25 protein-coding genes are annotated in these 24,890 nt (G+C 68.4%); 8 read left to right on the top strand and 17 right to left on the bottom strand.

Annotation, left to right across the window (positions count from 1 at the left end; translation table 11 throughout):
* Positions 1-2: 2 nt before the first annotated feature.
* The 13 genes from nirD to B146_RS0103675 all read right to left on the bottom strand — a co-directional run bounded on the left by nirD (position 3) and on the right by B146_RS0103675 (position 12,763).
* On the bottom strand, positions 3-356 hold the full coding sequence (gene nirD, locus B146_RS0103615) for a nitrite reductase small subunit NirD (protein WP_019995054.1): 354 nt from the start codon (positions 354-356) through the stop codon (positions 3-5).
* Positions 353-2,809: a nitrite reductase large subunit NirB gene (gene nirB, locus B146_RS0103620; RefSeq protein WP_019995055.1), complete on the bottom strand. Its 2,457-nt coding sequence runs from the start codon at positions 2,807-2,809 to the stop codon at positions 353-355. Before nirB ends, nirD begins: the two co-directional genes overlap by 4 nt.
* 182 nt (positions 2,810-2,991) lie before the next feature.
* The gene (locus B146_RS0103625) at positions 2,992-3,792 is read right to left on the bottom strand and encodes an ABC transporter ATP-binding protein (protein WP_019995056.1); all 801 of its coding nucleotides are present in this window, start codon (positions 3,790-3,792) and stop codon (positions 2,992-2,994) included.
* Between the two features lie 33 nt (positions 3,793-3,825).
* Complete coding sequence (gene ntrB, locus B146_RS0103630) at positions 3,826-4,731, bottom strand: nitrate ABC transporter permease (protein WP_019995057.1); 906 nt, start codon at positions 4,729-4,731, stop codon at positions 3,826-3,828.
* 77 nt (positions 4,732-4,808) lie between these two features.
* The gene (locus B146_RS0103635) at positions 4,809-6,119 is read right to left on the bottom strand and encodes a CmpA/NrtA family ABC transporter substrate-binding protein (protein WP_019995058.1); all 1,311 of its coding nucleotides are present in this window, start codon (positions 6,117-6,119) and stop codon (positions 4,809-4,811) included.
* Between the two features lie 345 nt (positions 6,120-6,464).
* Positions 6,465-7,718, bottom strand: a complete 1,254-nt coding sequence (locus B146_RS0103640; RefSeq protein ID WP_019995059.1) for a CmpA/NrtA family ABC transporter substrate-binding protein — start codon at positions 7,716-7,718, stop codon at positions 6,465-6,467.
* Complete coding sequence (locus B146_RS0103645; RefSeq protein ID WP_019995060.1) at positions 7,715-8,317, bottom strand: ANTAR domain-containing response regulator; 603 nt, start codon at positions 8,315-8,317, stop codon at positions 7,715-7,717. The genes B146_RS0103640 and B146_RS0103645 overlap by 4 nt, the downstream gene beginning before the upstream one ends.
* Before the next feature lie 92 nt (positions 8,318-8,409).
* Positions 8,410-8,838, bottom strand: a complete 429-nt coding sequence (locus B146_RS0103650; RefSeq protein WP_019995061.1) for a GlcG/HbpS family heme-binding protein — start codon at positions 8,836-8,838, stop codon at positions 8,410-8,412.
* A gap of 101 nt (positions 8,839-8,939) precedes the next feature.
* Positions 8,940-9,191, bottom strand: a complete 252-nt coding sequence (locus tag B146_RS0103655) for a DUF2798 domain-containing protein (protein WP_019995062.1) — start codon at positions 9,189-9,191, stop codon at positions 8,940-8,942.
* A 144-nt stretch (positions 9,192-9,335) separates the two neighbouring features.
* A complete protein-coding gene (locus B146_RS0103660) occupies positions 9,336-10,595 on the bottom strand; it encodes an Hsp70 family protein (RefSeq protein WP_019995063.1) in 1,260 nt (419 codons plus the stop codon).
* A 260-nt stretch (positions 10,596-10,855) separates the two neighbouring features.
* Positions 10,856-11,926, bottom strand: coding sequence for a catalase family protein (locus B146_RS0103665; protein WP_019995064.1), 1,071 nt, complete (start codon positions 11,924-11,926; stop codon positions 10,856-10,858).
* A 105-nt stretch (positions 11,927-12,031) separates the two neighbouring features.
* The gene (locus B146_RS24960) at positions 12,032-12,544 is read right to left on the bottom strand and encodes a hypothetical protein (protein ID WP_019995065.1); all 513 of its coding nucleotides are present in this window, start codon (positions 12,542-12,544) and stop codon (positions 12,032-12,034) included.
* 27 nt (positions 12,545-12,571) lie between these two features.
* Positions 12,572-12,763, bottom strand: coding sequence for a hypothetical protein (locus B146_RS0103675; RefSeq protein WP_019995066.1), 192 nt, complete (start codon positions 12,761-12,763; stop codon positions 12,572-12,574).
* Positions 12,764-12,837: 74 nt separating this feature from the next.
* Between B146_RS0103675 and B146_RS29700 the strand changes: the two genes are divergently transcribed.
* A complete protein-coding gene (locus tag B146_RS29700; RefSeq protein WP_019995067.1) occupies positions 12,838-13,998 on the top strand; it encodes an MBL fold metallo-hydrolase in 1,161 nt (386 codons plus the stop codon).
* On the opposite strand, the gene B146_RS0103685 is transcribed toward B146_RS29700, so the two are convergent.
* From B146_RS0103685 to mutM, 4 genes are all read right to left on the bottom strand, one after another.
* A complete protein-coding gene (locus tag B146_RS0103685) occupies positions 13,974-15,044 on the bottom strand; it encodes a lipocalin-like domain-containing protein (protein WP_019995068.1) in 1,071 nt (356 codons plus the stop codon). The genes B146_RS29700 and B146_RS0103685 overlap by 25 nt on opposite strands.
* A complete protein-coding gene (locus tag B146_RS0103690) occupies positions 15,044-17,575 on the bottom strand; it encodes an FtsX-like permease family protein (protein WP_019995069.1) in 2,532 nt (843 codons plus the stop codon). Before B146_RS0103690 ends, B146_RS0103685 begins: the two co-directional genes overlap by 1 nt.
* Positions 17,572-18,312 carry an ABC transporter ATP-binding protein gene (locus B146_RS0103695; protein ID WP_019995070.1) on the bottom strand — a complete coding sequence of 247 codons (741 nt, stop codon included), beginning with the start codon at positions 18,310-18,312 and terminating at the stop codon, positions 17,572-17,574. Before B146_RS0103695 ends, B146_RS0103690 begins: the two co-directional genes overlap by 4 nt.
* A 112-nt stretch (positions 18,313-18,424) precedes the next feature.
* On the bottom strand, positions 18,425-19,330 hold the full coding sequence (gene mutM, locus B146_RS0103700) for a bifunctional DNA-formamidopyrimidine glycosylase/DNA-(apurinic or apyrimidinic site) lyase (protein WP_026358292.1): 906 nt from the start codon (positions 19,328-19,330) through the stop codon (positions 18,425-18,427).
* Positions 19,331-19,480: 150 nt separating this feature from the next.
* Here mutM and ubiE point away from each other — a divergent pair, with 150 nt between their 5' ends.
* The 7 genes from ubiE to B146_RS0103735 are packed head-to-tail and all read left to right on the top strand — an operon-like array spanning position 19,481 to position 24,888.
* Positions 19,481-20,260, top strand: coding sequence for a bifunctional demethylmenaquinone methyltransferase/2-methoxy-6-polyprenyl-1,4-benzoquinol methylase UbiE (ubiE, locus tag B146_RS0103705; RefSeq protein WP_026358293.1), 780 nt, complete (start codon positions 19,481-19,483; stop codon positions 20,258-20,260).
* Between the two features lie 6 nt (positions 20,261-20,266).
* Positions 20,267-21,853 (top strand): 2-polyprenylphenol 6-hydroxylase, encoded by a 1,587-nt coding sequence (gene ubiB, locus B146_RS0103710; RefSeq protein ID WP_019995073.1) that lies wholly within the window; start codon positions 20,267-20,269, stop codon positions 21,851-21,853.
* Between the two features lie 60 nt (positions 21,854-21,913).
* Positions 21,914-22,174 carry a FitA-like ribbon-helix-helix domain-containing protein gene (locus B146_RS24965; RefSeq protein ID WP_019995074.1) on the top strand — a complete coding sequence of 87 codons (261 nt, stop codon included), beginning with the start codon at positions 21,914-21,916 and terminating at the stop codon, positions 22,172-22,174.
* Complete coding sequence (locus B146_RS0103720) at positions 22,171-22,566, top strand: type II toxin-antitoxin system VapC family toxin (RefSeq protein ID WP_019995075.1); 396 nt, start codon at positions 22,171-22,173, stop codon at positions 22,564-22,566. Before B146_RS24965 ends, B146_RS0103720 begins: the two co-directional genes overlap by 4 nt.
* Positions 22,567-22,577: 11 nt before the next feature.
* Positions 22,578-23,822 (top strand): bifunctional phosphopantothenoylcysteine decarboxylase/phosphopantothenate--cysteine ligase CoaBC, encoded by a 1,245-nt coding sequence (gene coaBC / locus B146_RS0103725; RefSeq protein ID WP_019995076.1) that lies wholly within the window; start codon positions 22,578-22,580, stop codon positions 23,820-23,822.
* On the top strand, positions 23,819-24,274 hold the full coding sequence (dut, locus tag B146_RS0103730) for a dUTP diphosphatase (protein ID WP_019995077.1): 456 nt from the start codon (positions 23,819-23,821) through the stop codon (positions 24,272-24,274). The genes coaBC and dut overlap by 4 nt, the downstream gene beginning before the upstream one ends.
* Positions 24,271-24,888 carry a LysE family translocator gene (locus B146_RS0103735; protein WP_019995078.1) on the top strand — a complete coding sequence of 206 codons (618 nt, stop codon included), beginning with the start codon at positions 24,271-24,273 and terminating at the stop codon, positions 24,886-24,888. The genes dut and B146_RS0103735 overlap by 4 nt, the downstream gene beginning before the upstream one ends.
* Positions 24,889-24,890 lie beyond the last annotated feature (2 nt).

Genomic DNA, 24,890 nt, shown 5'->3' on the forward strand with positions numbered 1-24,890 from the left:
AGTTACTCCGCCGCCATCGCGTAGGCGCTCGCCCGCTCGATCAGGAGTTCCAGCGCGCCCTCCGCCCCGACGCGCACCGGGAAGGTGCGCACCTGTCCCTCGTCCGGCCCCTGCACGAGGCCCGTGTCGAGCGCGATGACCTGATTGTGGAGGGGGCAGGTGACGGAGCCGCCATGGACGATGCCCTGAGAGAGCGGCCCGCCCTTGTGCGGGCAGCGATCTTCCGTGGCGAAGACCTTGTCGTCCATCGTGCGGAACACGGCGATGCGGCCCAGCGGGGAGTTGACGCAGCGCGCGCCGCGCCGGGGAATGTCGTCGAGGCGGCCGATCGCCACCCAGTCGGAAACGGTGCTCATTCTGCGGCCTCGCGGAAGGGGGTGATGTCGGCCATGGGCTTGAACTCGTGGGCGGCGACGCCCTTCGACGCGCGCTCGGCCCAGGGATCGACCTGCGCGAATTGCTGCGAGTAGACGAAGCGCTCGAAATAGTGCTGGCGCTTTTCGAGATCGTCCACGATCGCGGCCTTGATCGACGCCATGCCGACCCGCTTCAGCCACTTGTAGATGCGCTCGAGATAATGGCCCTGCTCGCGATACGCTTGAGTCAGTGCCGCGATCACGACGACCGCTTCGTCCTCGGTGTCCACATGGCAGAGAACCTGCGTCCCGTGGATGTCGAGCCCGGCGGCGCCGGCAAAGTGGATGTCGTAGCCCGAATCCACGCAGATGACGCCGATATCCTTGCAGGTCGCCTCGGCGCAGTTGCGCGGGCAGCCGGAGACGGCGAGCTTCAGCTTGGCCGGGGTCCAGGAGCCCCACATGAACTTTTCCAGCCGGATGCCGAGGCCGGTGGAATCCTGCGTGCCGAAGCGGCACCAGTCGGAGCCGACGCAGGTCTTCACCGTGCGCAGGCCCTTGGCATAGGCCGCGCCCGACACCATGCCGGCGGCGTTGAGATCGGCCCAGACGGCGGGCAGGTCCTCCTTCTTGACGCCCAGCATGTCGATGCGCTGGCCGCCGGTGCATTTCACGGCGGGGATGGCGAACTTGTCCACGACATCGGCGATGGCGCGAAGCTCCGCCGAGGAGGTCATGCCGCCCCACATGCGCGGCACGACGGAATAGGTGCCGTCCTTCTGGATATTGGCGTGGACGCGCTCGTTGATGAAGCGGCTCTGCTTGTCGTCCTGATACTCGCCCGGCCAGTCGGCGAGGAGATAATAGTTCAGCGCCGGGCGGCACTTGGCGCAGCCGCAGGAGGTCTTCCACTCCAGTTCCTGCATCACGGCCGGAATGCTCTTCAGCCCCTTGGCCTGGATCAGGCGGCGGACATCGCCATGGCCGAGATCGGTGCAGCCGCACATGGGCTTCACGGCCTGCGCGTTGAACTTGTCCCCCAGCGTCACGCTCATCAGCTGCTCGACGAGGCCCGTGCAGGAGCCGCAGGAGGCGGACGCCTTGGTGTGGGCGCGCACTTCGTCCAGCGTGGTCAGGCCCTTGGCCGTGATGGTGCCGGTGATCTTGCCCTTGCAGACGCCGTTGCAGCCGCAGATCTCTGCGTCATCGCCCAAGGCTGCAACGGCCGCCATAGGGTCCAGCGGGGACCCTCCCTGATAGCTCTGTCCGAAGATGAGCGTGTCGCGCATCTCGGTGATGTCGGACTGCTTTTTCATCAGGTCGGCGAACCAGCCGCCATCCGCCGTCTCGCCATAGAGAACCGCGCCGAGGATCTTGTTGTCCTTGACGACGAGGCGCTTGTAGACGCCGGCCGTCGCGTCGCGCAGCACGATCTCCTCGCGGTCCGGGGCATCCGCGAAGTCGCCGACGGAATAGAGATTGATGCCGGTAACCTTGAGCTTGGTCGGCGTGTCGGAATGGCGGAAGCCGTCGCCCGCTTGGCCGGCGAGGCGGCGCGCGGCGATCTCGGCCATCTGATAGAGCGGGGCGACGAGGCCGTAGACGCGCCCGTCCAGCTCGACGCATTCGCCGAGCGCCGAGATGTTTGCGTCGGAGGTCAGGAGCTGGTCATCCACATGGATGCCGCGGCCACAAGCGAGACCCGCTTCCTTCGCCAGCCCCGCCGAGGGGCGGATGCCGACCGCCATGACGATCAGCGTCGCGGGAATGACGCGCCCGTCCTTGAGCTGGACGCCCTCCACCTTGTCCGTGCCGAGAATGCTCTCGGTGTTGGCGTTGCAGATCACCTCGATGCCGCGCTTTTCCAAAGCGCGCTGGAGGAGATAGCCGGCGGCGGGATCGAGCTGGCGCTCCATCAGCGTCGGCATGAGATGAAGAACCGTGACCTCCAGCCCCTGTGCGCGCAGGCCTGCCGCCGCTTCCAAGCCGAGCAGACCGCCGCCGATGACGACCGCCTTGGCTCTCGACTGCGCGGCGAGGATCATCGCCTCCACATCGTCCAGATCGCGATAGGCGAGAACGCCGGGCAGGTCCTTGCCGGGCACGGGCGGAATGAAGGGCGTCGAGCCCGTCGCGATCACGAGATGATCGTAGGATTCCGTCACGCCATGGTCCGACGTCACCGTCTTGGCCTGACGGTCGATCGCGACGATCCGGTGGCCCTTGTAGAGGGTGACGCCGTGCTTGATGTACCAGCCGTCGCCATGGATCACGATGTCGTCGAACTGCTTTTCGCCCGAGAGAACCGGCGAGAGCATGATGCGATCGTAGTTCACGCGGGGCTCCGCGTTGAAGATCGTCACCTCATAGGCGCCGGGGGCGGCCTCGAAGAGATGTTCCAACATGCGGCCGGGCGCCATACCATTGCCGACGACGACGAGTTTCTGGGTCATGAGTCTCATCCCGAGAAGGAAAGGTGAGATGGAGGGCCGGGCGCGGCGTCGGTGGCGCGCCGAGCGGTCAGGAGAGTGTCAGGCCGCTTCCGTGGAGCGTCACGCAGCTTCGTGAAGCGTCACGCAGCTCCGGCGAAGCGTCACGCAGCTTCGCCTGAGCGTCAGGCAGCTTCCGCCAAGCGTCAGGCCGCTTCCACGAAGCGGTTGCGCTCGTACAGGAACTTCAGCACGGCCTGCCGGCACTTGAGATAGGTCGCGTCGGTGGCGAGCTTGATGCGGTCGCGCGGGCGGGCGAGCGGCACGTCGAGGATTTCGCCGATGCGCGCCGAGGGGCCGTTGGTCAGCATGACGATGCGGTCCGACAGGAGCACGGCCTCGTCCACGTCATGCGTGATCATCATGACCGTGGTGCCGAGATCGTTCTGGATCTGCATGACCTGATCCTGGAGATGGGCCCGCGTCAGCGCGTCCAGCGCGCCGAAGGGCTCGTCCAGAAGCAGGATCTTCGGCTCCATGGCGAGCGCGCGGGCGATGCCGACGCGCTGCTTCATGCCGCCCGAAATCTCGCTCGGGCGCTTGTCCTTGGCATGGCCCATATGGACCAGCTCCAGATTGCGCATGACCCATTCGCGGCGCTCAGTGGCCGGTTTGGTCCGCGAGAACACCTTGTCCACGGCGAGCGCGACATTCTCGTAGACCGTCAGCCAGGGCAGGAGCGAGTGGTTCTGGAACACGACGCCCCGGTCCGGCCCCGGCTGGTCCACCACCTTGTCCTCCAGGAGGACGACGCCGGTCGTGGCGACGGTGAGGCCCGCCACGATGTTGAGGAGCGTGGACTTGCCGCAGCCGGAATGGCCGATGATCGAGATATATTCGCCCTTAGTGACCGTGAGGTCGATGCCTTTCAGGACATTGGTCGTGGCGCTGCCGCGCTTGAAGGTCATGTCGACGCCTTCGATGGACAGGAACGGCTTGGGGGTCATGGCGGTTCGCTCCGGGTCTTTGTGGGAAGGGCGTCAGGCGGCGGAGGTGCCGCGGGTGACGAGGCGGCCGATGAGCGCCACGATCCGGTCGAGCACGAAGCCGACCACGCCGACATAGGCGAGCGCGACGATGATGTCGGAGATCAAGGAGGAGTTCCAAGCGTCCCAGATGAAGAAGCCGATGCCGACGCCGCCGATCAGCATTTCGGCCGCGACGATAGCCAGCCACGACAGGCCGACGCCGATGCGAAGCCCGGTGAAGATGTAAGGGGCTGCCGCCGGCAGCATGATCTTGGCGAAGAATTCGAGCCCGTTGAGGCGCAGGACCGCCGCGACATTGCGGTAGTCCGACGGGATGTTGCGGATGCCGACTGCCGTGTTGATGATGATCGGCCAGACGGCGGTGATGAAGATCACGAAGATCGCGGCGGGCTGGCCGTCCTTGAAGGCGGCGAGCGACAGCGGCAGCCAGGCGAGCGGCGGCACGGTGCGCAGAACCTGGAAGATCGGGTCGAGGCCGCGCATGGCGAGGGTGGACTGGCCGACCAGCGTGCCGAGCGAGATGCCGACGACGACGGCGATCGCATAGCCCACCGCCACGCGCTGGAGGCTCGCCCAGATCTGCCAGCCGAGGCCGACATCATTGCCCGAATTCACGTAGAACGGATGGACGATCAGGTCCCAGCTGTCCGACAGGATCTGGGTCGGCGCGGGAAGCGCAGCGCCGGGCTGGGAGCAGACGAGTTCCCAAAGCCCGAGCAGCACGGCGAGCGTGACCAGAAAGGGCAGCGTGTTGGCGGCCATCTCGCCGCCCCGGCGGCTTGCCGCGGCCGCGAAGGTCGCGCGGGGACGCGGCAGGGCCACGATCTCGGCCTTTGCGCCAGCGGCGGCCGGAGCGGGCGCTTTGGCGACAGGCAGCTTGGAAACGGTCTGGGACATGGAACCCTCACGCCATCGGGCGGAACAAAGCGAAACGAGGAAGGGGCGGCCTCGTCGAGCGGGCCGCCCGGAAGGGATCAGGCGACGCGCTTGATGGAGAGGCTTTCGAGATAGGCGGACGGATTGGCCGGATCGAAGCTCTTGCCGTCGAAGAAGGTCTCGACGCCGCGCGAGGTGCCGGTAGGAATGTCGCTGGCGGCAACGCCGAGGTCTTTCGCCGCCGCGCGCCAGATGTCCTCGCGGTTGACCGCTTCCACCAGGGCCTTCGTGTCGGCGTCGGCCGGCAGGTAGCCCCAGCGCTGGTCCTCGGTCAGGAACCAGAGGTCGTGGCTCTTGAACGGGTAGGAGGCGTTGTCCCGCCAGAATTTCATGATGTGGGGCGAGTTCTCGACCACCGGCCGGCCATTGCCGTAGTCGTATTCGCCCGACAGGCGCTTCACGATGTCCTTGGCCGGCACGTTGAACCAGGCGCGCTTGCCGACGATTTCGGCGAGTTCGGTCTTGTTCTCGGCCTTGTCGCACCATTGCTGGGCTTCCAGAACGGCCATGGTCAGCGCCTTGGCGCTGTTGGGATGAGCGGCCACCCAGTCGGCGCGCATGGCGAGCGACTTTTCGGGATGGTTGTTCCAGAGTTCGCCCGTTGTCAGCGCGGAGAAGCCGATCTTCTGGCCGACCATCTGCTCGTTCCAGGGCTCGCCCACGCAGAAGGCGTCCATCGTGTTGACCTTGAGGTTCGCCACCATCTGCGGCGGCGGCACGACGATGGTCTCAACGTCGGTGTTCGGGTCGATGCCGGCGGCGGCCAGCCAGTAGCGCATCCAGAGATCATGCGTGCCACCGGGGAAGGTGACGGCGACCTTGGAGGGCTTGCCAGCGGCCTTGGCCTTGGCGAAGCCCTCGCGCAGAACGCCCGCATCCAGCCCGACCTTCAGATCGGCGAAGGCGTTGGCGATCGAGATGCCCTGGCCGTCGAGATTGAGGCGGGCGAGGATCTGCATGGGCATGGGGCCGCCTTGCGTGATCTTTCCCGCATTCATGAGATAGGGCATGGGCGTCAGGATATGCGCGCCGTCGATGCCCGAGCCGGCCGAACCGAGCACGAGATTGTCGCGCGTCGTGCCCCAGGAGGACTGCTTGACGACCTCCACATCCGCCATGCCGTGCTTGGCGAAAAGGCCCTTTTCCTTGGCGACGATCAGCGGCGAGGCGTCGGTCAGCGCGATGAAGCCGAGAATGGCCTTGGTGGTTTCCGGGCCCGCGCCTTGCGCGAAGGCGCCGGCCGGGAAGCTCGCGCCGATGGCCGAGAAGAGCGCTGCCGTTCCCGCGCTGGCCGCCGTGCCCTGAAGGAAGCGTCGACGGTTGATGCCAGTCTTCGAGATGTCGGACATGCCATTCCTCCGGTGAGATCGGGTGAGGGATGCGGAAGGGGAAAACGAAAAAACGCCGCCGTCTGGAGCCTCCCCGACCGATCGGATGGGAAGGCGGCAGAACGCGCGACGTCACTGTCTTCGCGGATGCTTCGCCGGAGCGAGGCCTCTTTCGGCCCGTCGTCCTTGGCGGGTCTAAGGGCTATTGAAGCGGAAGCATGGGACTTTGGAAAGTCCAAATGTTCAGCATGAAGGCACGCTCAATAAATGTGCAATCGGCGTGCAGGCCCGAGTTTACAAGGGTTTTAAACTGCCTCGTTCCCATGCTCTTCGCGTATGCAGCATGAGGAAATGAAGGGCAGTGCGTCAGTCCCGGGACGGGGCGAAGGCGCCGTCACCCAACTGGCGACGGATCGGGAAGCCCTCGACATAGGCCTTGATCGCGTCCGGCGTCAGTTCGCCCACCGGCGCGGTTTCACGTGAATCCCCCGATGCCGCGTCTTCGAACGCGGCGTCATGGAGATCGGGCCGGAAGGCGCCGGCGGCGCGGCGGGCCATGTCCTCGCCGAGGGGCACCTGTCCCCAGCGCACCATCTGGCTGTAGACCCAGAGTGCTTCGGACGGGCGTGGGCGGTTGGCCTCGCCGCGATGGAAGGTCAGATAGTTCGGCAGGTTGCGGCGCGTTCCGTCCCGGTCCACCCGCAGGTCGCCTGCGAGGATGCTCGCGAGCGAGGCGGCGTCGCCGCCGAGATGCTCCGGCCGCGCGAGGATCGAGGCGAGTTCCACCCGGTTCTCCGCTCCGTCGCACCAGAGCGCCGCCTGCCTCAGCGCCCGCAGGAGCGCCGCGCCGAGTTCGGCGTTCTCGGCCCACCAGTCCGGCCGGACGCCCAGCACCTTTTCCGGCGAGGACGGGGAGATGTCGGCCTTCACCGCGACGATGCGCCCGACGCCCGCTTCCACCGCGCCGACATTCCAGGGCGCGTTGACGCAGAACCCGTCGATCGCGCCCGAGCGCAGGGCGTCCACCGTCAGCGGCGGCGGGACGACGGTCATGGCGACGTCGCGATCCGGGTCGATCCCCGCTTCCGCCATCCAGAAGCGGAACTCGTAATTGTGCGACGAGAACGGGTAGGTCATCGCGAAGGTCAAGGGCGCCTCGCCCGCCGCCGCGCGCTGTCGGACCACGCGGGCGAGCGCACGCGCATGGGCGGCGGGCTCCTCGCCGTCCTCCCCGTCCGCCGCCTCGCGCATCGCCTCGAACAGGCGCATGGACAGCGTCACCGCATTGCCGCCGAGGCCGAGCGAAAAGGGCGCGATGACGGGATAGGGATTGGAGCCGAGGCCGAGCTGCGAGGCGACCGCCATGGGTCCGAGAAGATGGGCCGCGTCGAACTGGCGGAAGGCGAGCCGATCCCGGATGTTGGACCAGGACACGTCCCGCACGAGATCGAGCCGCAGCCCTGCCGCGCGGTCGAGCCCGAGGGCGGCCGCCGCGATCGGCACCGCCGCGTCCACCAGCGGAATGAAGCCGAGGCGCACGGTCGGCAGCGTGGACAGGTTGGACAGGGTGGCGGGGCCGGACAGGGTGGAGGGGGCCGAAAGGGAAGGGGTCGAATTCATCGCTTCACCTCGCCGCCGAAGAGATCGGCCGCCGTCACGATGCTGCGCGCGATCTCCACCAGCTTCCGCTTCTCGTTCATCGCCGTCTGGCGCAGGAGGCGGTAGCTTTCTTCCTCGCTGAGGCCCCTGCGCTGCATCAGGATGCCCTTGGCCTTTTCCACGATCTTGCGATCGGCGAGTTCCGAGCGCGCCTCGTGCAATTCGCGCTCCAGCCGCGAATAGGCGTGGAAACGCAGGACGGCCATGTCGAGAATCGCCTTCACGCGCTCCTTCTTCAGCCCGTCCACCACATAGGCCGAGACGCCCGCCGAGATCGCGGCCTCCATGGAGGCGGCGTCCGAGCGGTCGACGAACATGGCGATGGGGCGCTGAACGGTGCGCGACACCTGAAAGAACTGCTCCAGCCGGTCGCGATTGGGGTTTTCGAGATCCACCACGATCACGTCGGGACGAAACTGCTCGATCTCGCGCACCAGACCGTTCATCGCGGCGACGACGCGCACGCGCTCATGCCCGGCCTCGCGCAGCCCCTCCTCGATGATGGTGGCCCGCGCTCGGTTTTCGTCGACGATCAGAACGGCAAGGGCGCTGGGCTCCATCTGCGCATGTTTTGCGCAAGCCGCACGAGGAGGCAAGGGAGGTCCTGCTGCGGCGCGGCAAAAATTTAGCCGCGCCCTCAAGCGGGAGCGCGTCAGCCCTTGTCGGCGGTGAGGCCGGCGGCTTCGATGCCGGCGACTGCGGCCGTCTCGTCATTGTCCGACGTGTCGCCGGTGATGCCGACCGCGCCGACGATCGCGCCATCGCGGCGGATCAGGACGCCGCCCGGCACCGGCACGAGCGAGCCGCCGGCCAGCGCGTTCATGGACTGGATGAAATAGGGCTGCTCCTCGGCGCGCTTCCACAGGGCGCGCGAGCCCATGCCCATCTGCACCGCGCCATTGGCCTTGCCGATGGCGATGTCGGGCCGCATGCGCGAGGCGCCGTCCTGCCGCTCCAGGGCGACGAGCGCGCCGCCGGCATCCAGCACCGCGACGGTCAGCGGCTTCAGCTTCAGCTCCGCGCCCTTGGCGAGCGCGGCGGCGATGATGGTGCGGGCGGTGTCGAGCGTCAGCGTCGTCATGAAACGGCCTCTCGTTAAGGGAGGCCTGTCCTAACGCGCGCGGGCGCGGCTCGCAAATCGCGGGGGCCTGGAAGGCGGGAGCGCATCGCGCTCCCGTTCCGCTAGCGGGAGGCAGGGCTCTCCACGAGGAGGCCCGCGAGCCGACGCACGAGCGGCATGACGACGAGAAGCGTCGGAAAGGCGACGAGCCAGGACAGGCCCCAGCCCTTCAGCCATTGGGTGGGCAGGTCGGCGGACAGGCCGAGCGCCCGCGCCGTGGAAATGGCCGAAACCACGCCGCACATCATGAGCGAGAGAAGAAACGGAACCACGATCGAGGCATGGCGCGGGGGAAGCTTGCGGAAAGCAGGCATGACGACACTCCCTAGGCCTGCCGGAACGGCGAAGGCCAGCTTGAGCGTTGGTTCACGTTAACGCTTACGGAGCGGATGCACGCAGGGACGATTCCATGGTGCGGCGCGGCGGTCAAGCGCCGCGACGGGGAAGGCCTGCCCGCCTCAGCCGAAGCGGCGCGCCGCGTCGAGGCCGAGGCCGAGGCCGACCGAGCCGAAGGCGTCGGAATGGGCGATGCGGGCGCCGGGAAAGCGCGCCACAGCCGCGCCCTGCACGGCCGGCACCTGTGCGCCGCCGCCCGTCAGGATCACCGTGTCCACCGCCTCCGCCTCGACGCCGCCGAGATGCAGCGCCTCGGAAATGGCGCGGTCGATCTTCTCCACGAGTTCTCCCGTCGCCGCCTCGAATTCGCCGCGCGTCACCGCCGTTTCGAGCGCGAGACCGGGCTCCTTCAGCTGGATGGCGGTCGCGGCCTCGTCCGACAGGGCGATCTTGGCGCGCTCCACCGCGCCGGCGAGGCGGTGGCCCGAGCGATGCGCCAGCATATGCTCCATGCGCCCGAGCTTCTCGGGCTCGGCCGCTTCCTTGCGCAGGGCGCGGATGTCGGCGAGGATCTTGGGCGTATAGAGCGTGTTGATCCGGTGCCAGGTCGCCATGTCGTTGAAGTACCAGACCGGCATCAGGCGCTTGCCGTCGGCGGTCGAGGAGCCGAGGCCGAGCAGCGGCTGCATCTTGGCGATGTTCAAGAGCCGATCGAAATCCGTGCCGCCGACATGGACGCCCGTCGTGCCGAGAATGTCGTCGGCCCGGTCGGGATTGCGGGCGCGCTCGGGCGACAGGCGCAGGAGCGAGAAGTCCGACGTGCCGCCGCCGATATCCACTACCAGCGCCAATTGCTCGGCATTGATCGTGCTCTCGAAATAGAGCGCGGCGGCGACCGGCTCGAACTGGAACTCGATATGGCGGAAGCCCTGCGCGCGGGCGGCGGCTTCGAGCTGCCCTTGCGCGTTCGCGTCCGCCTCGTCGCTCTCGTCCACGAAGCGCACGGGGCGGCCGAGCACGATGCTGTCGGTCTCGCCGCCGGTCTCCGTTTCCAGCTTCTGGCGCAGATGCTTCAGGAAGCGGCCGATCAGGTCCTCGAAGGTCATGCGCTCGCGCCCGACCTGCGTCGTTTCCTTCATCAAGGCCGAGCCGAGAATGCTTTTCAGCGCGCGCATGAAGCGCCCTTCGGCCCCGTCCACATATTCGAACACGGCGCGGCGCCCGAAATAGGTGTGCCCGTCCTCCAGGCTGAAGAACAGCGCCGAGGGGATCGTCAGATGCTCGCCTTCCACCGGCAGAAGCCGCGGCGCACCGCCCGGCGCGCAGAGCGCGAGGGTGGAATTGGTGGTGCCGAAGTCGAGGCCGGGAAAGAAGCGGGACATGGAGCGGCTCGCGAAACGAGGGCTTCGCGGCACCCGGAACGGCGCGTCGAAGCTCATGGCAAACGGGCGGCCCGTCTATCGTATCGCGCCGCACAATGAAAGGGCGAGCCTTGCGCGAAACGGCCCTGGCTGGCCTGCGTGCTTTCCATCAGTGCGCGACGCGAGGCGTGCCCCAAAGCTCCTGCCCAACGGTCGAAACGAAAAAGGGACGCCGAGCGACGCCCCTTTCCTGTCGGCTGACGCGCAGGACCATCGCCGCCTTACGCCGGCTCGTGGATCGGGCAGCGGTTGAAGCGGGCGCGGAACTCGGCGGAATGCTGGTAGGCCGAGCGGCGGGCGCGGTTGATGTTGCCGAGCGGCTGATGGGCGGCAAGGCCGGTCCAGACGCTGAAGCGCATTTCCTCGTCCACCGCCCGCACGCGCCTCTCGTCCCAGCTGTCCTGCGGATCGACCGTGATGGTCGCGACCGTCTGGAACGGCGCTTCCTCCTCGTTCCACTCGACGGTCGGGTCTTCCACCGGCTGGCGCTCCAGATCGCGGCAGAGCTGGACGCGCAGCTCCCACACGCCCCGGCGCGCGCGCATCTCGGCCTGCACCGTTTCACGAATGGCGTTCGGCCGGTCGGTGGCGTCGATCTCCTTGTCTTCCAGCTCGGTCAGGTCGGCCGAGACCGGCACGATGCTGAACTTGGCGATATAATCGCCGTAACGGAAGGGCGTGACGCTGTAATAGGTCTGGCCGAGCGGATCGACATTGGGCGCGCCGCCGAGCGACTGGAGCTTGGGGCTTTCGATGCCCACCGTTTCCAGCGCCTTGCTGACGCCGCGCAAAACGCTCGACATCACCGTCTTGGTGCCTTCGAGCCGGTCCGTGGTCTTGGCCAGCATCTTCAGATTGCCGAGAAACTGATCGGCCGTCTTGGTCTGGAAGACCGGGCCGTTGACCATGACGAAATCCTGCGTCGTGCCTTCCGCGCCGGGCAGGCGCTCGCCCTCGACATCCAGAACCTTCAAGGCGAGGCCGCGCGGCAGCGAGATCGCGTCGGGCAGGATGTCGCCGGCATTGGTGGACAGGCGCAGGAAGACCTTGTGCTCGCCGGGCTTGGCGAAAAGCCCCTGCGCGAGTTCCGGGGCAAGGCCCTCGTGAACGCGCATCGTGCCTTCCAGAATGCCATGCGCCTTGGCATGAACCGAGCGCACGGCATGGCCGTAGTCGTGCGCGGTGGTCTCCAGGATCGTGTCGAAGGTCTCGTTCAGACCGGCTTGTGTTTCCTTCTCGTCGGGCTGCACGGTTTCGACGGCGGGGGAATAGCGGACGGGCGCGGCTGTCATGACCTTGAACCTTTCCAAACGCCTTGGGGGCTTGGTCGGCTAAGCTTCGGCCAGGCCGATGAGTTCCATCGCGCGCGAGAGATTGAGGCTGTCCATGGACAGCCTCTAGGGTTTCCAGACCCAGAGAAAGATCGCGACGCCGAAGAGATAGGTCCAGGTGAAGCCGAAGATCCAGGGCGTGTGCAGGGCGAAGCGCGCGCCCTGCCGGAAGCGCAGGTCGAGCGTCGGGTCGAGCGGCGAATCCGCCCGCTCCACCGGCCAGAAGGGCGCGAGCGCGCGGTGGCGGTCGATGAGCTCCTGCTGCCGCCGGTGCCAGGCCTCGATCTCGCCCGCCGAAGCGCGCAGGCTCGCCCAGGCATCGACCGACAGGACGAAGCCGAGGATCGACAGGGGCAGGGGCACGAGCAGCGTGAAGAGGCCGGGCTTCGACCAGCCCGCCGCCATGGAGGAGGCATAGGCGATCACCAGAAAGGACTGCGCCGTCAGATAGGCCGACAGGCGCGCCGACAGAATCTCGCCCTCGAACCGGATTTCGCTGCGATATTGCGACAGAAGCGCGGACGGGTCCGGCGTGTTCGCCGGCTGCGGGCCTGCGGCGCTTGCGCCGGCCTCGCTCATGGCCGCGCGGCCCTTCGCTCGGCCGGATCACCCCTTGGCATGGTTCGCCTCGCCGGATTCGCCGGCCAGAACCGCCTGGAGATTGCTGACGATCAGCTCCACATTCTCGCGGCTGGCGCTGATTTCGAAGACTTCGGCTTGATCGTCCACGATATGGATCACGAACGTTCCGTCGGTGTTCTCGCTGGCAAAACCGGTGAGGTTGCGGCGCTCGGTCATGGGGCGTCTCCGTCGCTGGAAGGGGGCGGGGCGGCCGGGTGGGGCGCCGTCGCCGGATCAAGGGAAAGGCATCCATGAGCGCTTTGGTTCAGCCCCGTCTCGTGAACGACGCGTTCGGCGATTCCACGCTCTATCTCGACTTCGCCTTCGGCCGGCGCGCCATGCTCTTCGACCTCGGGGACATCCACGCCCTGTCGCCGCGCGAGATCGGCCGCGTTACCCATGTGTTCGTGTCGCATCTCCACATGGATCACTTTGCCGGCTTCGACCGCCTCTTGCGCCTTCGATTGAACGTGCCGGGCCGCATCCGGCTCGTCGGGCCGCCGGGCCTTTGCGAGGGCGTGGCGCACAAGCTCGCGGCCTATCGCTGGAACCTCCTCGGCGAGACCTCGCCCGATTTCGCGCTGGAGGCGCTGGACTGGCGGGAGGGCGGCTTCGTCGCGGCCGGCCTGTTTCGGGCGCGGGCGGGTTTCGCGCAGGCCGACTTAGAGCTGGGGATGAAACCTCCGGGCGGAGGAGGGTCGAGAGATTTTCGTTCGCTCGCTAGGAGCGAAGCGCAGTCGATGCCGGCGGCATCGGCGAGCATTCACGACGAAGCGAGCGACGGAAAGATCCGACCCGCCGACCCCGCGAGGTTTCGTCCCCAGCTCTTAAGCTTGCCCGATCTTCCGCCCGGCGTGGTCCTCGCCGAGCCAGGTCTCCTGGTAGAGGCGGTGCCGCTCGACCACGGAATTCCCTCGCTCGCCTTCGCCCTGCAGGAACGGCTGCGGGTGAATGTCCACAAGGCGAGGCTGGACGAGATGGGGCTTGCCGTCGGCCCCTGGCTTTCCCGCGCCAAGGAACGTCTGCGGGCCGGCGAGGGCGGGGACGTGGAGGGGCCGGAGGGGCAAGCGCTTTCGCTGGAGGCGCTGGTTCAGGCCGGCGCGCTGCAAACGGCCGATGGCCAGCGCGTCGCCTATGTCACCGATGCGGGATGGAGCGAGGCGAACCGCAAGGGTATCCGAGCCATCGCGAAGGACGCCGACACGCTCTTCATCGAAGCCGGCTTTCTCGACGCCGATCGCGCCATCGCCAATGGCCGGCACCATCTGACCGCCGCGCAAGCCGGCACGCTCGCGCGCGAAGCCGGCGCGCGGCGCGCCGTAGCCCATCATTATTCGCCCCGCTACGAGACGCGGGAAGCGGAACTGAGCGCCGAGTTCGAGGCGGCCTACAGGCGCAGCGGCGAGGCGTAGCCGGTGAGTTCCAGATAGCCGCGCGCGCCCGGCGCCGACACCGCGCCTTCCCAATAAACAGGCAAGCCGCCCGAGCGCCCGTCGAGCTCCTGGTCGGGAAAGAGCGGCTTCAGATGGAAGCTCCGCTCGCCCTCGGGCAGGCGCAGGGTCAGGCGCTGCTCCACGGGATAGACGGCGTCGGTGCGCGGCGAACGCCAGGTCTGGAGCGGCTCCAGCGCCACGTCTTCCGGCCGAAACCGCGTGATCGTGCCGTCCGCCCGGCGATAGGAGCCGCCGGCATAGACCGTGCCGCCGTCGCGTCCGCGAATGCGAAAGGCGACGAGCGCGCCGCCATCGTCAAGATTGAGCCCCGTCCAGTCCCAGCCCGACGCCTCGGCTGAGAGAAGCGTCGAGGACCATTCGCGGTCGAGCCAGGCCTCGCCCGTCACCGCCTCGGCTCTCCCCTCGCACGTGACGGTGCCGGAGACGGCAAGATGCGGCATGGAATAGTAGTAGCTGGCCTCGATCGGGTTCGGCCCCTTCTGGCTGTAGCCGTTTTCGCCCTGAAGGAGGATCGGCTGCGTCGGCTGGAAGGCGAGGTCGAGGGCGAATTCGCCGGTCGCGACCTCCGTCGTGAACCGCCCGTCCGCTTCGCGCCGGAAGCGCCAGTCCTGCAGCGTCACGTCGGCATCCGCCTCCGCGGCTTGCGCGAGGCCGAATCCGGCGCGGGCCGAGCGTTCGCCATGCAGGAGATGCCCGACCGCCGGGTCCGACAGGCCGGCATGGGCAAAGAGGATCTGGCTCGGCGAAAAGCGGCTCGGATTGGCCGGGTCGACGTCCGGCCGGGTGCGGAAGAACGTCACCTGAAAGCCGAGATCGCGCCCGTCAGCGGTCTTCAGCCAGCCGGTGACATACCACCATTCGGTGCGGAAGTCGGGATGGGCGCCATGGTCGCGCGGGAAGGCGAGCGCCGCCCCCGGCACGACCGGCGGATAGGCGATCTCGGCCGCGCGTAGGGGCGCGGCGAGCGTCGCGAAAGCGAGGAAACAGGCCAAGATCTGCCGCATCACCAATCCTCCCGCACGGCCAGAACCGCGCTTCGATGCGTCGCCCGCCGGCCGGCGAGGATCGCTGTTCCCGCCGCCGCCAGAACCAGCGCGGCGACCACGAGCGGGACCGTGCCGAGGGGCAGGCGGGTCGCCATGGTCCAGTTGAAGGATTGCGGGTTGATGACGTGGATCAGCACCTGCGCCAGCGCGAGGCCGAGGAGCACGCCGGCAATGCCGCCGACGAGCCCGAGCAGCGCGCCCTCGCGCGCCAGCATGGCGAGGATCTGGCCCTTGGTGAGGCCGAGATGGCGCAGCATTCCGAACTCGCGCGAACGCGCCAAGGTCTGCGCCGAAACGGTGGCCGCGACGCCGGCGAGGCCGACGAGAATGGCGACGCCTTCCAGAACATAGGTGACGGCGAAGGAGCGATCGAAGAGATCGAGCGCGAAACGCCTCAGCTCGGCCGGGCGCGAGGCGGTGACGCCGGGCCTGATGGCCTCGGGCAGGGCGGCGACGAGCCCGGCCTGCACGGCGGCTTCGTCCGCGCCGGGGTCCAGCATCGCCATGGCCTCGTCGCGCGTCCGGTCTCCCGTGAGGCGCGTATAGTCGGCTTCGGGAAGGATCACCGCGCCGGCCTGCCGCGCATAGTCGCGCCAGATGCCGGCCACCGCAAAGCGCTCCGCGCCCGTGCCGATCGGCAGGGCGATCGTGTCGCCGAGGTCCCATCCGTAGAGGCGCGAGGCGGGTTCGGAGACATAGACGGGACGCGTGCCGGGAGCGGGCGTCCGTGGCCCCTCGATCAGCGTCAGGAGCCCTTCCGGGCGGGCCGGGTCGACGGGCCGCGCGATCAGCGTCACCGGCGGCTCGTCGGGCTCGATCGTGAGGGGAAACTGACGGCTGAAGGTGAGGCTCGCGACACCCGGAACGGCGGCCATGCGAGCCTGCGTCTCCGGGTCGAAGCCGGCGCCCTCCGCGCGCAGGTAGAGATCGGCCGAAAGCACCTGTCCGAGCCATTCGTCCACCGCGCCGCGAAAGCTCGTGACCATCGTGGCCATCGCGATCATCAGGGCGGTCGAGGCGACGATGCCGCAAAGCGCGGTCGCCGCCTGTCCCGGCGCGCCGTGGAGATGGCGCGTGGCGAGCTGGCCGGACACCGAGCGGCCCTTCCGCCGGGCGAGCGGGGCGAGGAGGAGGCGCGACAGGAAGGGCACGCCCGCGACGCCTCCCGCCAGCATCAGCGCCATGCCGACAAAGCCGAAGACGGGAAGCCGCGCCACGGCCGGCAGAAGCGCGGCGCCGACGCCGAGCGCCAGGAGAAGGGCCGCCGGCTTCCAGGGGACCGGCTTGCGCGGATCGAGAAGATCGCCGCTGTTCTTCAGCGCGGCGGCGGGCGCGGCGCGCGAGGCGGCGCGGGCCGGCAGGATGCTGCCCGCGAGCGCCGCCGCAAGGCCGAGCGCGAAGAAGAGGAGCGCCGCGCCCGGCTGGAACACGATGCGCGAGGCGCCGCTGAAATAGCCGGCGCCCAGATCCCCGCCGAAGAAGCGCAGCGCCAGAACGGCGAGGCCGTAGCCTGCGGCAAGGCCCGCAACCGCGCCGAGAACGCCGATCAGGAGCCCTTCCAGCGCCACCGCGGCCACCACGCCGCGCCGGGGCAGGCCGAGCGTGCGCACGAGCGCGAAGGCGCGAAGCCGGCGCGCGACCGACAGGGACTGCGCGGAGAACACGAGAAAGCCGCCGGTCAGCAGCGCCACCAGCGCCAGCATGTCGAGATTCACGCGATAGGCGCGCGACAGGGCGCTCCCTTGCGCTTCCTCGGTCTCGCTGCTCGCCAGCGTCGCGCCTGCGGGAAGAAGCGCGCGCAGGGCCGGCTCGGCCGCGTTGCGATCGCTCAAAGCAAGGTCGATCCGGTCGATCGTTCCCAAGCGATCGAAGCGCCATTGCGCGCTGGCGATGTCGATGACGCCGAGAGCCTGACCTTCCGGCACGCCGGGCAGGGCGCCCGCGACGCGAAAGCGCGCCGTCCGGCCATGGGCGGACAGGGTGATGGTCTGCCCGACGCGGGCGCCGAGCGCGGCTTGCGCGGCGCGCGAGAGATAGAGCGCGTCGGGGTCGAACACGTCGTTGTTGGTCGTGTCCGGGCCGCGGGGGCTAAGACCGACGAGGCTCGGCGTCACGCGGATGGCGCGCATCACGTCGAGCCCGAGCAGCGTCAGCGCGCCGCGCTCGGTCCGTGCCTCCAGGCTCACCACGGGGCTGGCGTCGCGCACGCCGGCCGCCCGCGCCACCTCGCCATAGACGGCTTCGTCGAGGCCGAGCGGGGTCGCGGCGCGGATCGACAGGTCGGCCGCTCCGTTCACCGCCCGCACAGCACCGCCGAAGGCGCTGAGCGCCGAACCGTTGACGAGATGGACGGCAAAGCCGAGCGCGACGCCGACCGCGATGGCGAGGGCGGTGGCGAGAAAGCGCGAGGGATGGGCGCGCCATTCGCCCGAGATCAGCCAGCCGAGCGCCAGCCGCGCATCGGCGAGGTCGGAGCGAACGCCGCTCACGCCGAGGGGCCTTCGCTGGCGCGCAACCCGTTCCGGGTCAGCACCAGAATTCGGTCCGCGATCGCGGCCGTGGCGCGGCTGTGGGTGACGATCACCGCCGCCGAGCGCCGCTCGCCGGCCTGATCACTGCGCACCTGCTCGGCGAAGAGGGAGAGGATGCGCCCGGCCGTTTCGGGGTCGAGATTGCCGGTCGGCTCGTCGGCCAGAATCAGGGCGGGCCGGTGGATCAGGGCGCGGGCGATGGCGACGCGCTGCATCTCGCCGCCCGACAGGTCGCGCGCATAGTCGCCGCCGCGCGTGCCGAGGCCCACCGCTTCCAGCATGGCCTCGGCGCGCGTCTCGATCGCGGCGCGCTTGTTCGAGACCAGCGCCAGCGGCAGGGCGACGTTCTGGCGAAGCGTCAGATAGGGAAGGATGTGGAAGGCCTGGAACACGAAGCCGATGCGCTCTCGCCGCAGCTTGGTGCGCGCCGCCTCGTCCAGGGTGCCGAGCAGGGTCCCTTCGATCCGAACCTCGCCCCGATCGGCGTCGTCGAGCCCGGCGAGGATATTGAGGAGCGTCGACTTGCCGACGCCCGATTCCCCGACGATCGCGACGAGTTCGCCCGGCCGCACCGCAAGGTCCAGCCCGGAAAAGAGCTGCCGGTCGGCGCCGACCGATTTGGCAAGATCCTCCACCAGGAGCGCCGCGTCGGCGACGTCTCGCTCCTTGGAGGGCTGCGTTCGGGTGTCGTTCAAGCTCTCGCCTCGCATTCGCCGCGTCCCCCCAATCGTAGGCCGCAGCCTCCCCGCGCATAGGGGGCGCGACAGGGCGACTCGGGGGCGAACGTCTTGGCCGGGTCCGTTCGGCTCAGCGCTGGCAGACCGGGCAGAAGAAGGTCGAGCGGCCCGATTGCACGATGCGCGCGACGATGCCCCGGCAGCCCTCGTGCCGGCAGGGCTCGCCTTCGCGGTCGTAGACGTTGAAGCGGTGCTGGAAATAGCCGAGACTTCCGTCGGCCTGCCGATAGTCCCGCAAGGTTGATCCGCCGGCCTCGATCGCATCCGCAATGGTCTCGCGAATGTGAAGCGCGAGCGCGTCGAGCCGCTGCGTCGCCGTGCCGTCCTTCTTCACGAGCGTCCCCGCCTCGCGCCGGGGCGACAGGCGTGCGCGCCAGAGCGCTTCGCAGACATAGATATTGCCGAGACCGGCGATGATGGTCTGGTCGAGAAGCGCGGCCTTCAAGGGCGCGGCCTTGCCGCGAAAGCGCGGCGCGAGATCGGCGCCCGACAGCGTGTTGCCGGTCGGCTCCAGCCCGAGCGCGCGAAAATGCGGGTGGTCGGCCATCTCGGCGCGGGGAAACAGCGTCATGTAGCCGAAGCGGCGCGGGTCGTTGAAGACGATGCGCGCGGGCGTGCCGTCCGGGCGCCGGATGTGGAAGAGAACGTGGTCGTGCAGCTTGTCTTCCGAGCGGGCGAGGTGAAAGGCCGCACCGGCCACCGGCTCGGATGCCTCTGCGCCCGCCGTCTCGATGCGGAAGGAGCCGGACATGCCGAGATGCATGGCGAGCACGAGATCGCCCTCGAGATCGGCCAGAAGATATTTCGCCCGCCGCGACAGGCTCTCGATGCGCCGCCCGCCCACGCGCTCGGCGAAGCGCTCTGGCAGCGGAAAGCGCAGGTCCGGCCGGCGCATCTCGACGCGCTCGATCCGCGCGCCCTCCATCACGGGCGAAAGACCCCGGCGAACCGTCTCCACCTCTGGCAATTCGGGCATGGCACCTACCTGTCGTCACGCGGGCGACTTCCAAGCGCCGATGGCGCTCGCGGTTCGCTTGGTTTAAGACCGGCGCGAAACGGGCCGTCCCGCCGGCCGATGCTTCCTATAGGCCCGCTTCGGCCATGGGCAAACCTTAAGAGGTGAACGATGTCTGAATCCCGAGTCGGCTCCGCGGAAGGCATGGAAACCTCCTATGGCTTCGAGACCGTGTCGGGTCGGGACGAGAAGCAGGCGCGCGTCAACGAGGTGTTCCACCGCGTCGCCGAGCGCTACGACATCATGAACGACCTCATGTCGGGCGGCATGCACCGGCTCTGGAAGGACGCGCTGGTCAACATGGTGGCCCCGTCCAAGCGGCCGGGCTGGCGCTTTCTCGATGTCGCCGGCGGCACGGGCGACGTCGCCATGCGCATCGTGGAGGCCTCCAGCCGGCAGGCCGAGGGCACGGTGCTCGACATCAACGGCTCCATGCTCGCGGTCGGCGCCGAGCGCGCCCGCAAGAAGGGGCTCGACGGCAATCTTCTCTTCGTGGAAGGCAATGCCGAGGACCTGAAACTGCCGGCGGAGAGCTTCGACGCCTATACGATCGCGTTCGGCATCCGCAACGTGCCGCGCATCGATCTGGCGCTGGAGGAAGCCTTTCGCGTCTTGAAGCCCGGCGGGCGCTTCCTGTGCCTCGAATTCTCCGAGGTCGAGCTGCCGGTTCTCGACAAGATCTACGATCTCTGGAGCTTCAAGGCCATTCCCGCCATCGGGCAGGCCGTGGCCAAGGATCGCGACAGCTACGAGTATCTCGTCGAATCCATCCGCCGCTTCCCCAATCAGGTGAATTTCGCGAGCGCCATCCGCAAGGCCGGCTTCGACCGCGTGACCTATCGCAATCTGACGGGCGGCATCGCGGCCATCCATTCCGGCTGGAAGCTGTAAGAGCCCGTGGCCAATCCCGTCACCGGCACGATCGCCCTCGTCCGGGCGGTCTACATCATGGCCCGCGAGGGCGTGTTTTCCGCGCTGCCCGCCGAGGGCCTGCCGCCCATGGCCGCGCTCGCCCACAAGGCGGCCGGGCTTCTCGCGCGCCGCTCGGCCAAGAAGACGGCCCGCAAGGACCGCCTGTCGGCCGCGCTGAACCGTCTCGGCCCGTCCTATGTGAAGCTCGGCCAGTTCCTGGCGACGCGCCCCGACATCGTCGGCACGCAGATCGCCGTCGAGCTCAGCCATCTGCAGGACAAGGTGCCGCCCTTCCCGCGCGAGATCGCGATCGAGACGATCGAAGTGACGCTCGGCCGGCGGATCGACAATCTGTTTCTGGAATTCGGCGAAGTGGTCGGCGCGGCGTCCATCGCGCAGGTCCATAGGGCGCGGGTGCTGACGCGCGAGGGCGAGGAGCGCTTCGTCGCGGTCAAGGTCATCCGGCCGGGCGTGCGTCAGCGCTTCCTGCGCGAGCTGGAAGCCTTCGCCTTCATCGCCAAGGTTCTGGAAACGGTGGTGCGGTCCTCGCGCCGCCTGCGGCCGGTCGCCGTGGTGGAAACGCTCGCCCAGTCCACCCGCATCGAGATGGACCTGCGGCTGGAAGCGGCGGCGTCGTCCGAGATGGCCGACAACATCAAGGACGATCCGGGCTTCCGCGTGCCCGGCATCGACTGGGAGCGCACGGGCCGCGACGTCCTCACCATGGAATGGGTGGACGGCATCAAGATGAACAATGTCGAGGCCGTGCGCGCCGCCGGTCACGACCTGCCGCAGCTCGGCGTCAACCTCATCCAGTCCTTCCTGCGGCACTCGATGCGCGACGGCTTCTTCCATGCCGACATGCATCCGGGCAATCTCTTCGTCGCGCCCGACGGCACGATCGTCGCGGTCGATCTCGGCATCGTCGGCCGGCTGGCGGCCGACTCGCGCCGCTTCCTCGCCGAAATTCTCTACGGCTTCATCCGGCGCGATTATCGCCGCGTGGCCGAGGTGCATTTCGAGGCCGGCTATGTGCCGCGCAATCAGGACGTGCTCTCCTTTGCGCAGGCGCTTCGCGCCATCGGCGAGCCGATCCATGGCCAGCCGGCCGAAACCATTTCCATGGCCCATCTCCTGACGCTTCTCTTCGAGGTGACGGAGCTGTTCGACATGCACACGCGGCCCGAGCTGGTGCTCCTGCAGAAGACCATGGTCGTGGTGGAGGGCGTCGCGCGCTCCTACGACCCTCGCTTCAACATGTGGGAAGCGGCCGAGCCCGTCGTGTCCGACTACATCCTTTCCGAGATCGGCCCGGCGGCGAAGCTCAGGGACGCGCGCGAGGGGCTGGAGGCGCTCGGCCGCATCGCCAAGCGCCTGCCCGATTTCGCGACGGGGATGGAAGTCTTCGCCAAGAACATGCCCGATCTCATCGAGAACGGCGTTCACATCAACGACGACGACCTGATGGAACTCGCCAAGGAATCGCGCACCGGCCTCATCATCAGCCATATCGCGCAAGTGGCCTCGGCCGTGGCGCTGGTGGTGATCGCCTGGCAGCTCACCTTCGGGTAGGGTGATTGCATTGCAGACGCATCGTCGGGGACGTATCTTCCAATCAAGGAGGATCATGTTATGGCCAGCCTGACCATCCGTAACATTGACGAGGATCTCAAGCGCAAGCTTCAAGTTCGAGCCGCTCGCAATGGTCGCTCGATGGAGCAGGATCTGCGCTTGGCCTTGCAGGCGCTCGTCGAGGACGTGCCGCAGTCTCCCTACAGAAGCGAGGCGGACGCGCGCGAGCGGTTCGAACGGATCATGGCGCTTGCTCACCCGCCGTTGGAGCCATTCGACCAGAAGGCTGTGTCGGACGAGATCAACGACTTCCTTCCGTGATCGTGATCGACACATCCGCGTTGGTGGCAATCATCGCGAGAGAGCCTGATGCGGCACAGTTTGGCGCGATCTTGGGTTCCAGAACGGACCTCGTGCTTTCCGCTGCCACGGCGGTCGAAGCGTATATCGTCGTTCGCTCTCGCTGGGGGCATGAGGGAGTCTCCCGCCTCGACGCGCTTCTGGAACTGGGCAGCGTAGAGCTGCGTGCCTTCGACGCGCCGCAGATGGAATTGGCGATCGATGCCCATCGGCGTTTCGGGCGCGGCTCCGGGCATCCCGCCAAACTGAACTATGGTGATTGCTTCGCCTATGCGTTGGCGCGTCGACACAACGCCCCGCTTCTCTTCAAAGGCGACGATTTCGTCCACACCGACATCCGACCCGCCCTGTGACGCGAGCGCCCATGACCGCAGCCTCGACCCTTGCCGCCATGACCCTTGCCGACAAGCGCATTCTTCTGATCATCGGCGGCGGCATCGCGGCCTATAAGTGCCTCGACCTCGTGCGCCGCCTGCGCCAGCGCGGTGCCAAGGTGACGCCGGTCATGACGAAGGCGGCGGCGGAGTTCGTCACGCCCCTGTCGCTCGGCGCGCTGGCGGGCACCAAGGTCTATGGCGATCTCTTCAGCCGGGACGACGAGCACGATGTCGGCCATATCCGGCTCGCCCGCTCGGCCGATCTCGTGATCCTCGCGCCGGCCAGCGCCACGCGCATGGGCAAGATGGCGGCCGGGATCGGGGACGATCTGGCCGGCGCCATTCTTCTCGCGACCAACGCGCCCGTGCTCCTCGCCCCTGCCATGAACCCGGCCATGTGGGCGCATCCCGCGACGCGCCGCAGCGTCCAGACCTTGCAGGCGGACGGTCTCCACACGATCGGCCCGAACAAGGGCGAGATGGCCGAAAGCGGCGAAGCGGGCGAGGGACGCATGGCCGAGCCGCTGGAGATCGTGGCGGCGGCCGAACGCATCCTCGGACCCCAGGATCGCCCGCTCGCGGGGCGGCATATTCTCGTGACCTCCGGCCCGACGCACGAGCCGATCGACCCCGTGCGCTATATCGCCAACCGCTCCTCCGGCCGGCAGGGCCATGCGATCGCCGCGAGCCTCGCCCGGCTCGGCGCTGATGTAACGCTCGTCTCCGGCCCCGTCGCGCTGCCCGATCCGATGGGCGTCCGCACCGTCCATGTCGAAACGGCACGCGAAATGCTGGCGGCGGTGGACGCGGCGCTGCCGGCGGACGCCGCCGTCTTCGTCGCGGCGGTGGCGGACTGGCGCGTGACGAGCGAGGCCGGCGAGAAGATCAAGAAGCGCGCGGGCGAGGGGCCGCCGACCCTGCCGCTCGTGGAAAACCCCGACATCCTGCGGACCGTTGGCACGGGCCCGCGCCGCCCGCGCCTCGTGGTCGGTTTCGCCGCCGAGACCAACGATCTCCTGGTGAATGCGACGCGCAAGCTGGAGGCCAAGGGCGCCGATCTCATCGTCGCCAACGATGTGTCGGGCGGCGTCATGGGCGGCGAGCGGAACGCTGTGAAGCTCGTGTCGCGCGCGGGCGTGGAAGAATGGCCCGACATGGCGAAAGGGGAGGTTGCCGACCGGCTGGCCGCCGAGATAAGTCGTCGGCTTCTGGAACTGGAGAGCGCCTCGTGACGACGGCCCCGACCATCGGCGTCCATCGCCTGCCCCATGCCGACGGGCTGGAGCTTCCCGCCTATGCCAGCACGGGCGCGGCGGGCGCCGACCTGCGCGCCGCCGTGAGCGAGGACCTGACCATCCCGCCGCTCGGTCGGGCGCTGGTGCCGAGCGGGCTCGTCTTCGACATTCCCGAAGGGTTCGAAATCCAGGTGCGCCCGCGCTCGGGGCTGGCCGCGCGCCATGGCGTCACGGTGCTGAACGCGCCCGGCACCGTGGACAGCGACTATCGCGGCGAGGTCATGGCGATCCTCGTCAATCTCGGGTCCGAGCCCTTCACCGTGACGCGCGGCGAGCGCATCGCGCAGCTCGTCGTCGCGCCGGCGCCCCAGGCGCGCTTTGCGGCTGTCGAAAGCGTCAAAGAGACGGCGCGCGGCACGGGCGGCTTCGGCTCCACGGGGCGCGCATGAGCGCCGCCGGCTTCCTCGCCTATGCGCTGACCCTGGCGCTCGCCGCCGCCATTCCCGGCCCCGGCGTGGTGGCGCTCGTCGCCCGCGCGCTCGGTGCCGGCTTCCGGCAGGCCATGGGCTTCACGCTCGGGCTGATCCTCGGCGATCTGACCTTTCTGACCGCCGCCGTGTTCGGCCTCGCGCTGGTCGCCGAAGCGCTTGGCGAGATCTTCATCGTGGTGCGCATCGTCGCCGCGCTCTATCTCGGCTGGCTCGCCTGGAAGCTCTGGCGCGCGGCCGGCAACGCGGCCGAGGTCGAGGCCATGGCGAAGGAACGCCCGCTCGGCAGCTTCATCGCCGGGCTGACGGTGACGCTCGCCAACCCCAAGACCATCGTCTTCTATCTGGCGCTTCTGCCGACGCTCGTGGACCTCCGGCATGTCTCGGTCGGCGACTACGCGGTGCTCGCCGCGTTGACGACCCTCGTTCTCCTCGTCGTCATGACGCCCTATGCCGCGCTCGCGGCCAAGGCGCGCCACGTCCTGCGCCGCCCCGCCATCCTCGCCCGGCTGAACCGCAGCGCCGCGCTCATCCTCGGCGGCGCGGCGATCTGGAGCCTGGTGCGCAAGGTCTGACG

Origin of the sequence: Aureimonas ureilytica DSM 18598 = NBRC 106430 (assembly GCF_000382705.1) — a bacterium.
Taxonomy (GTDB): Bacteria; Pseudomonadota; Alphaproteobacteria; order Rhizobiales; family Rhizobiaceae; genus Aureimonas; species Aureimonas ureilytica.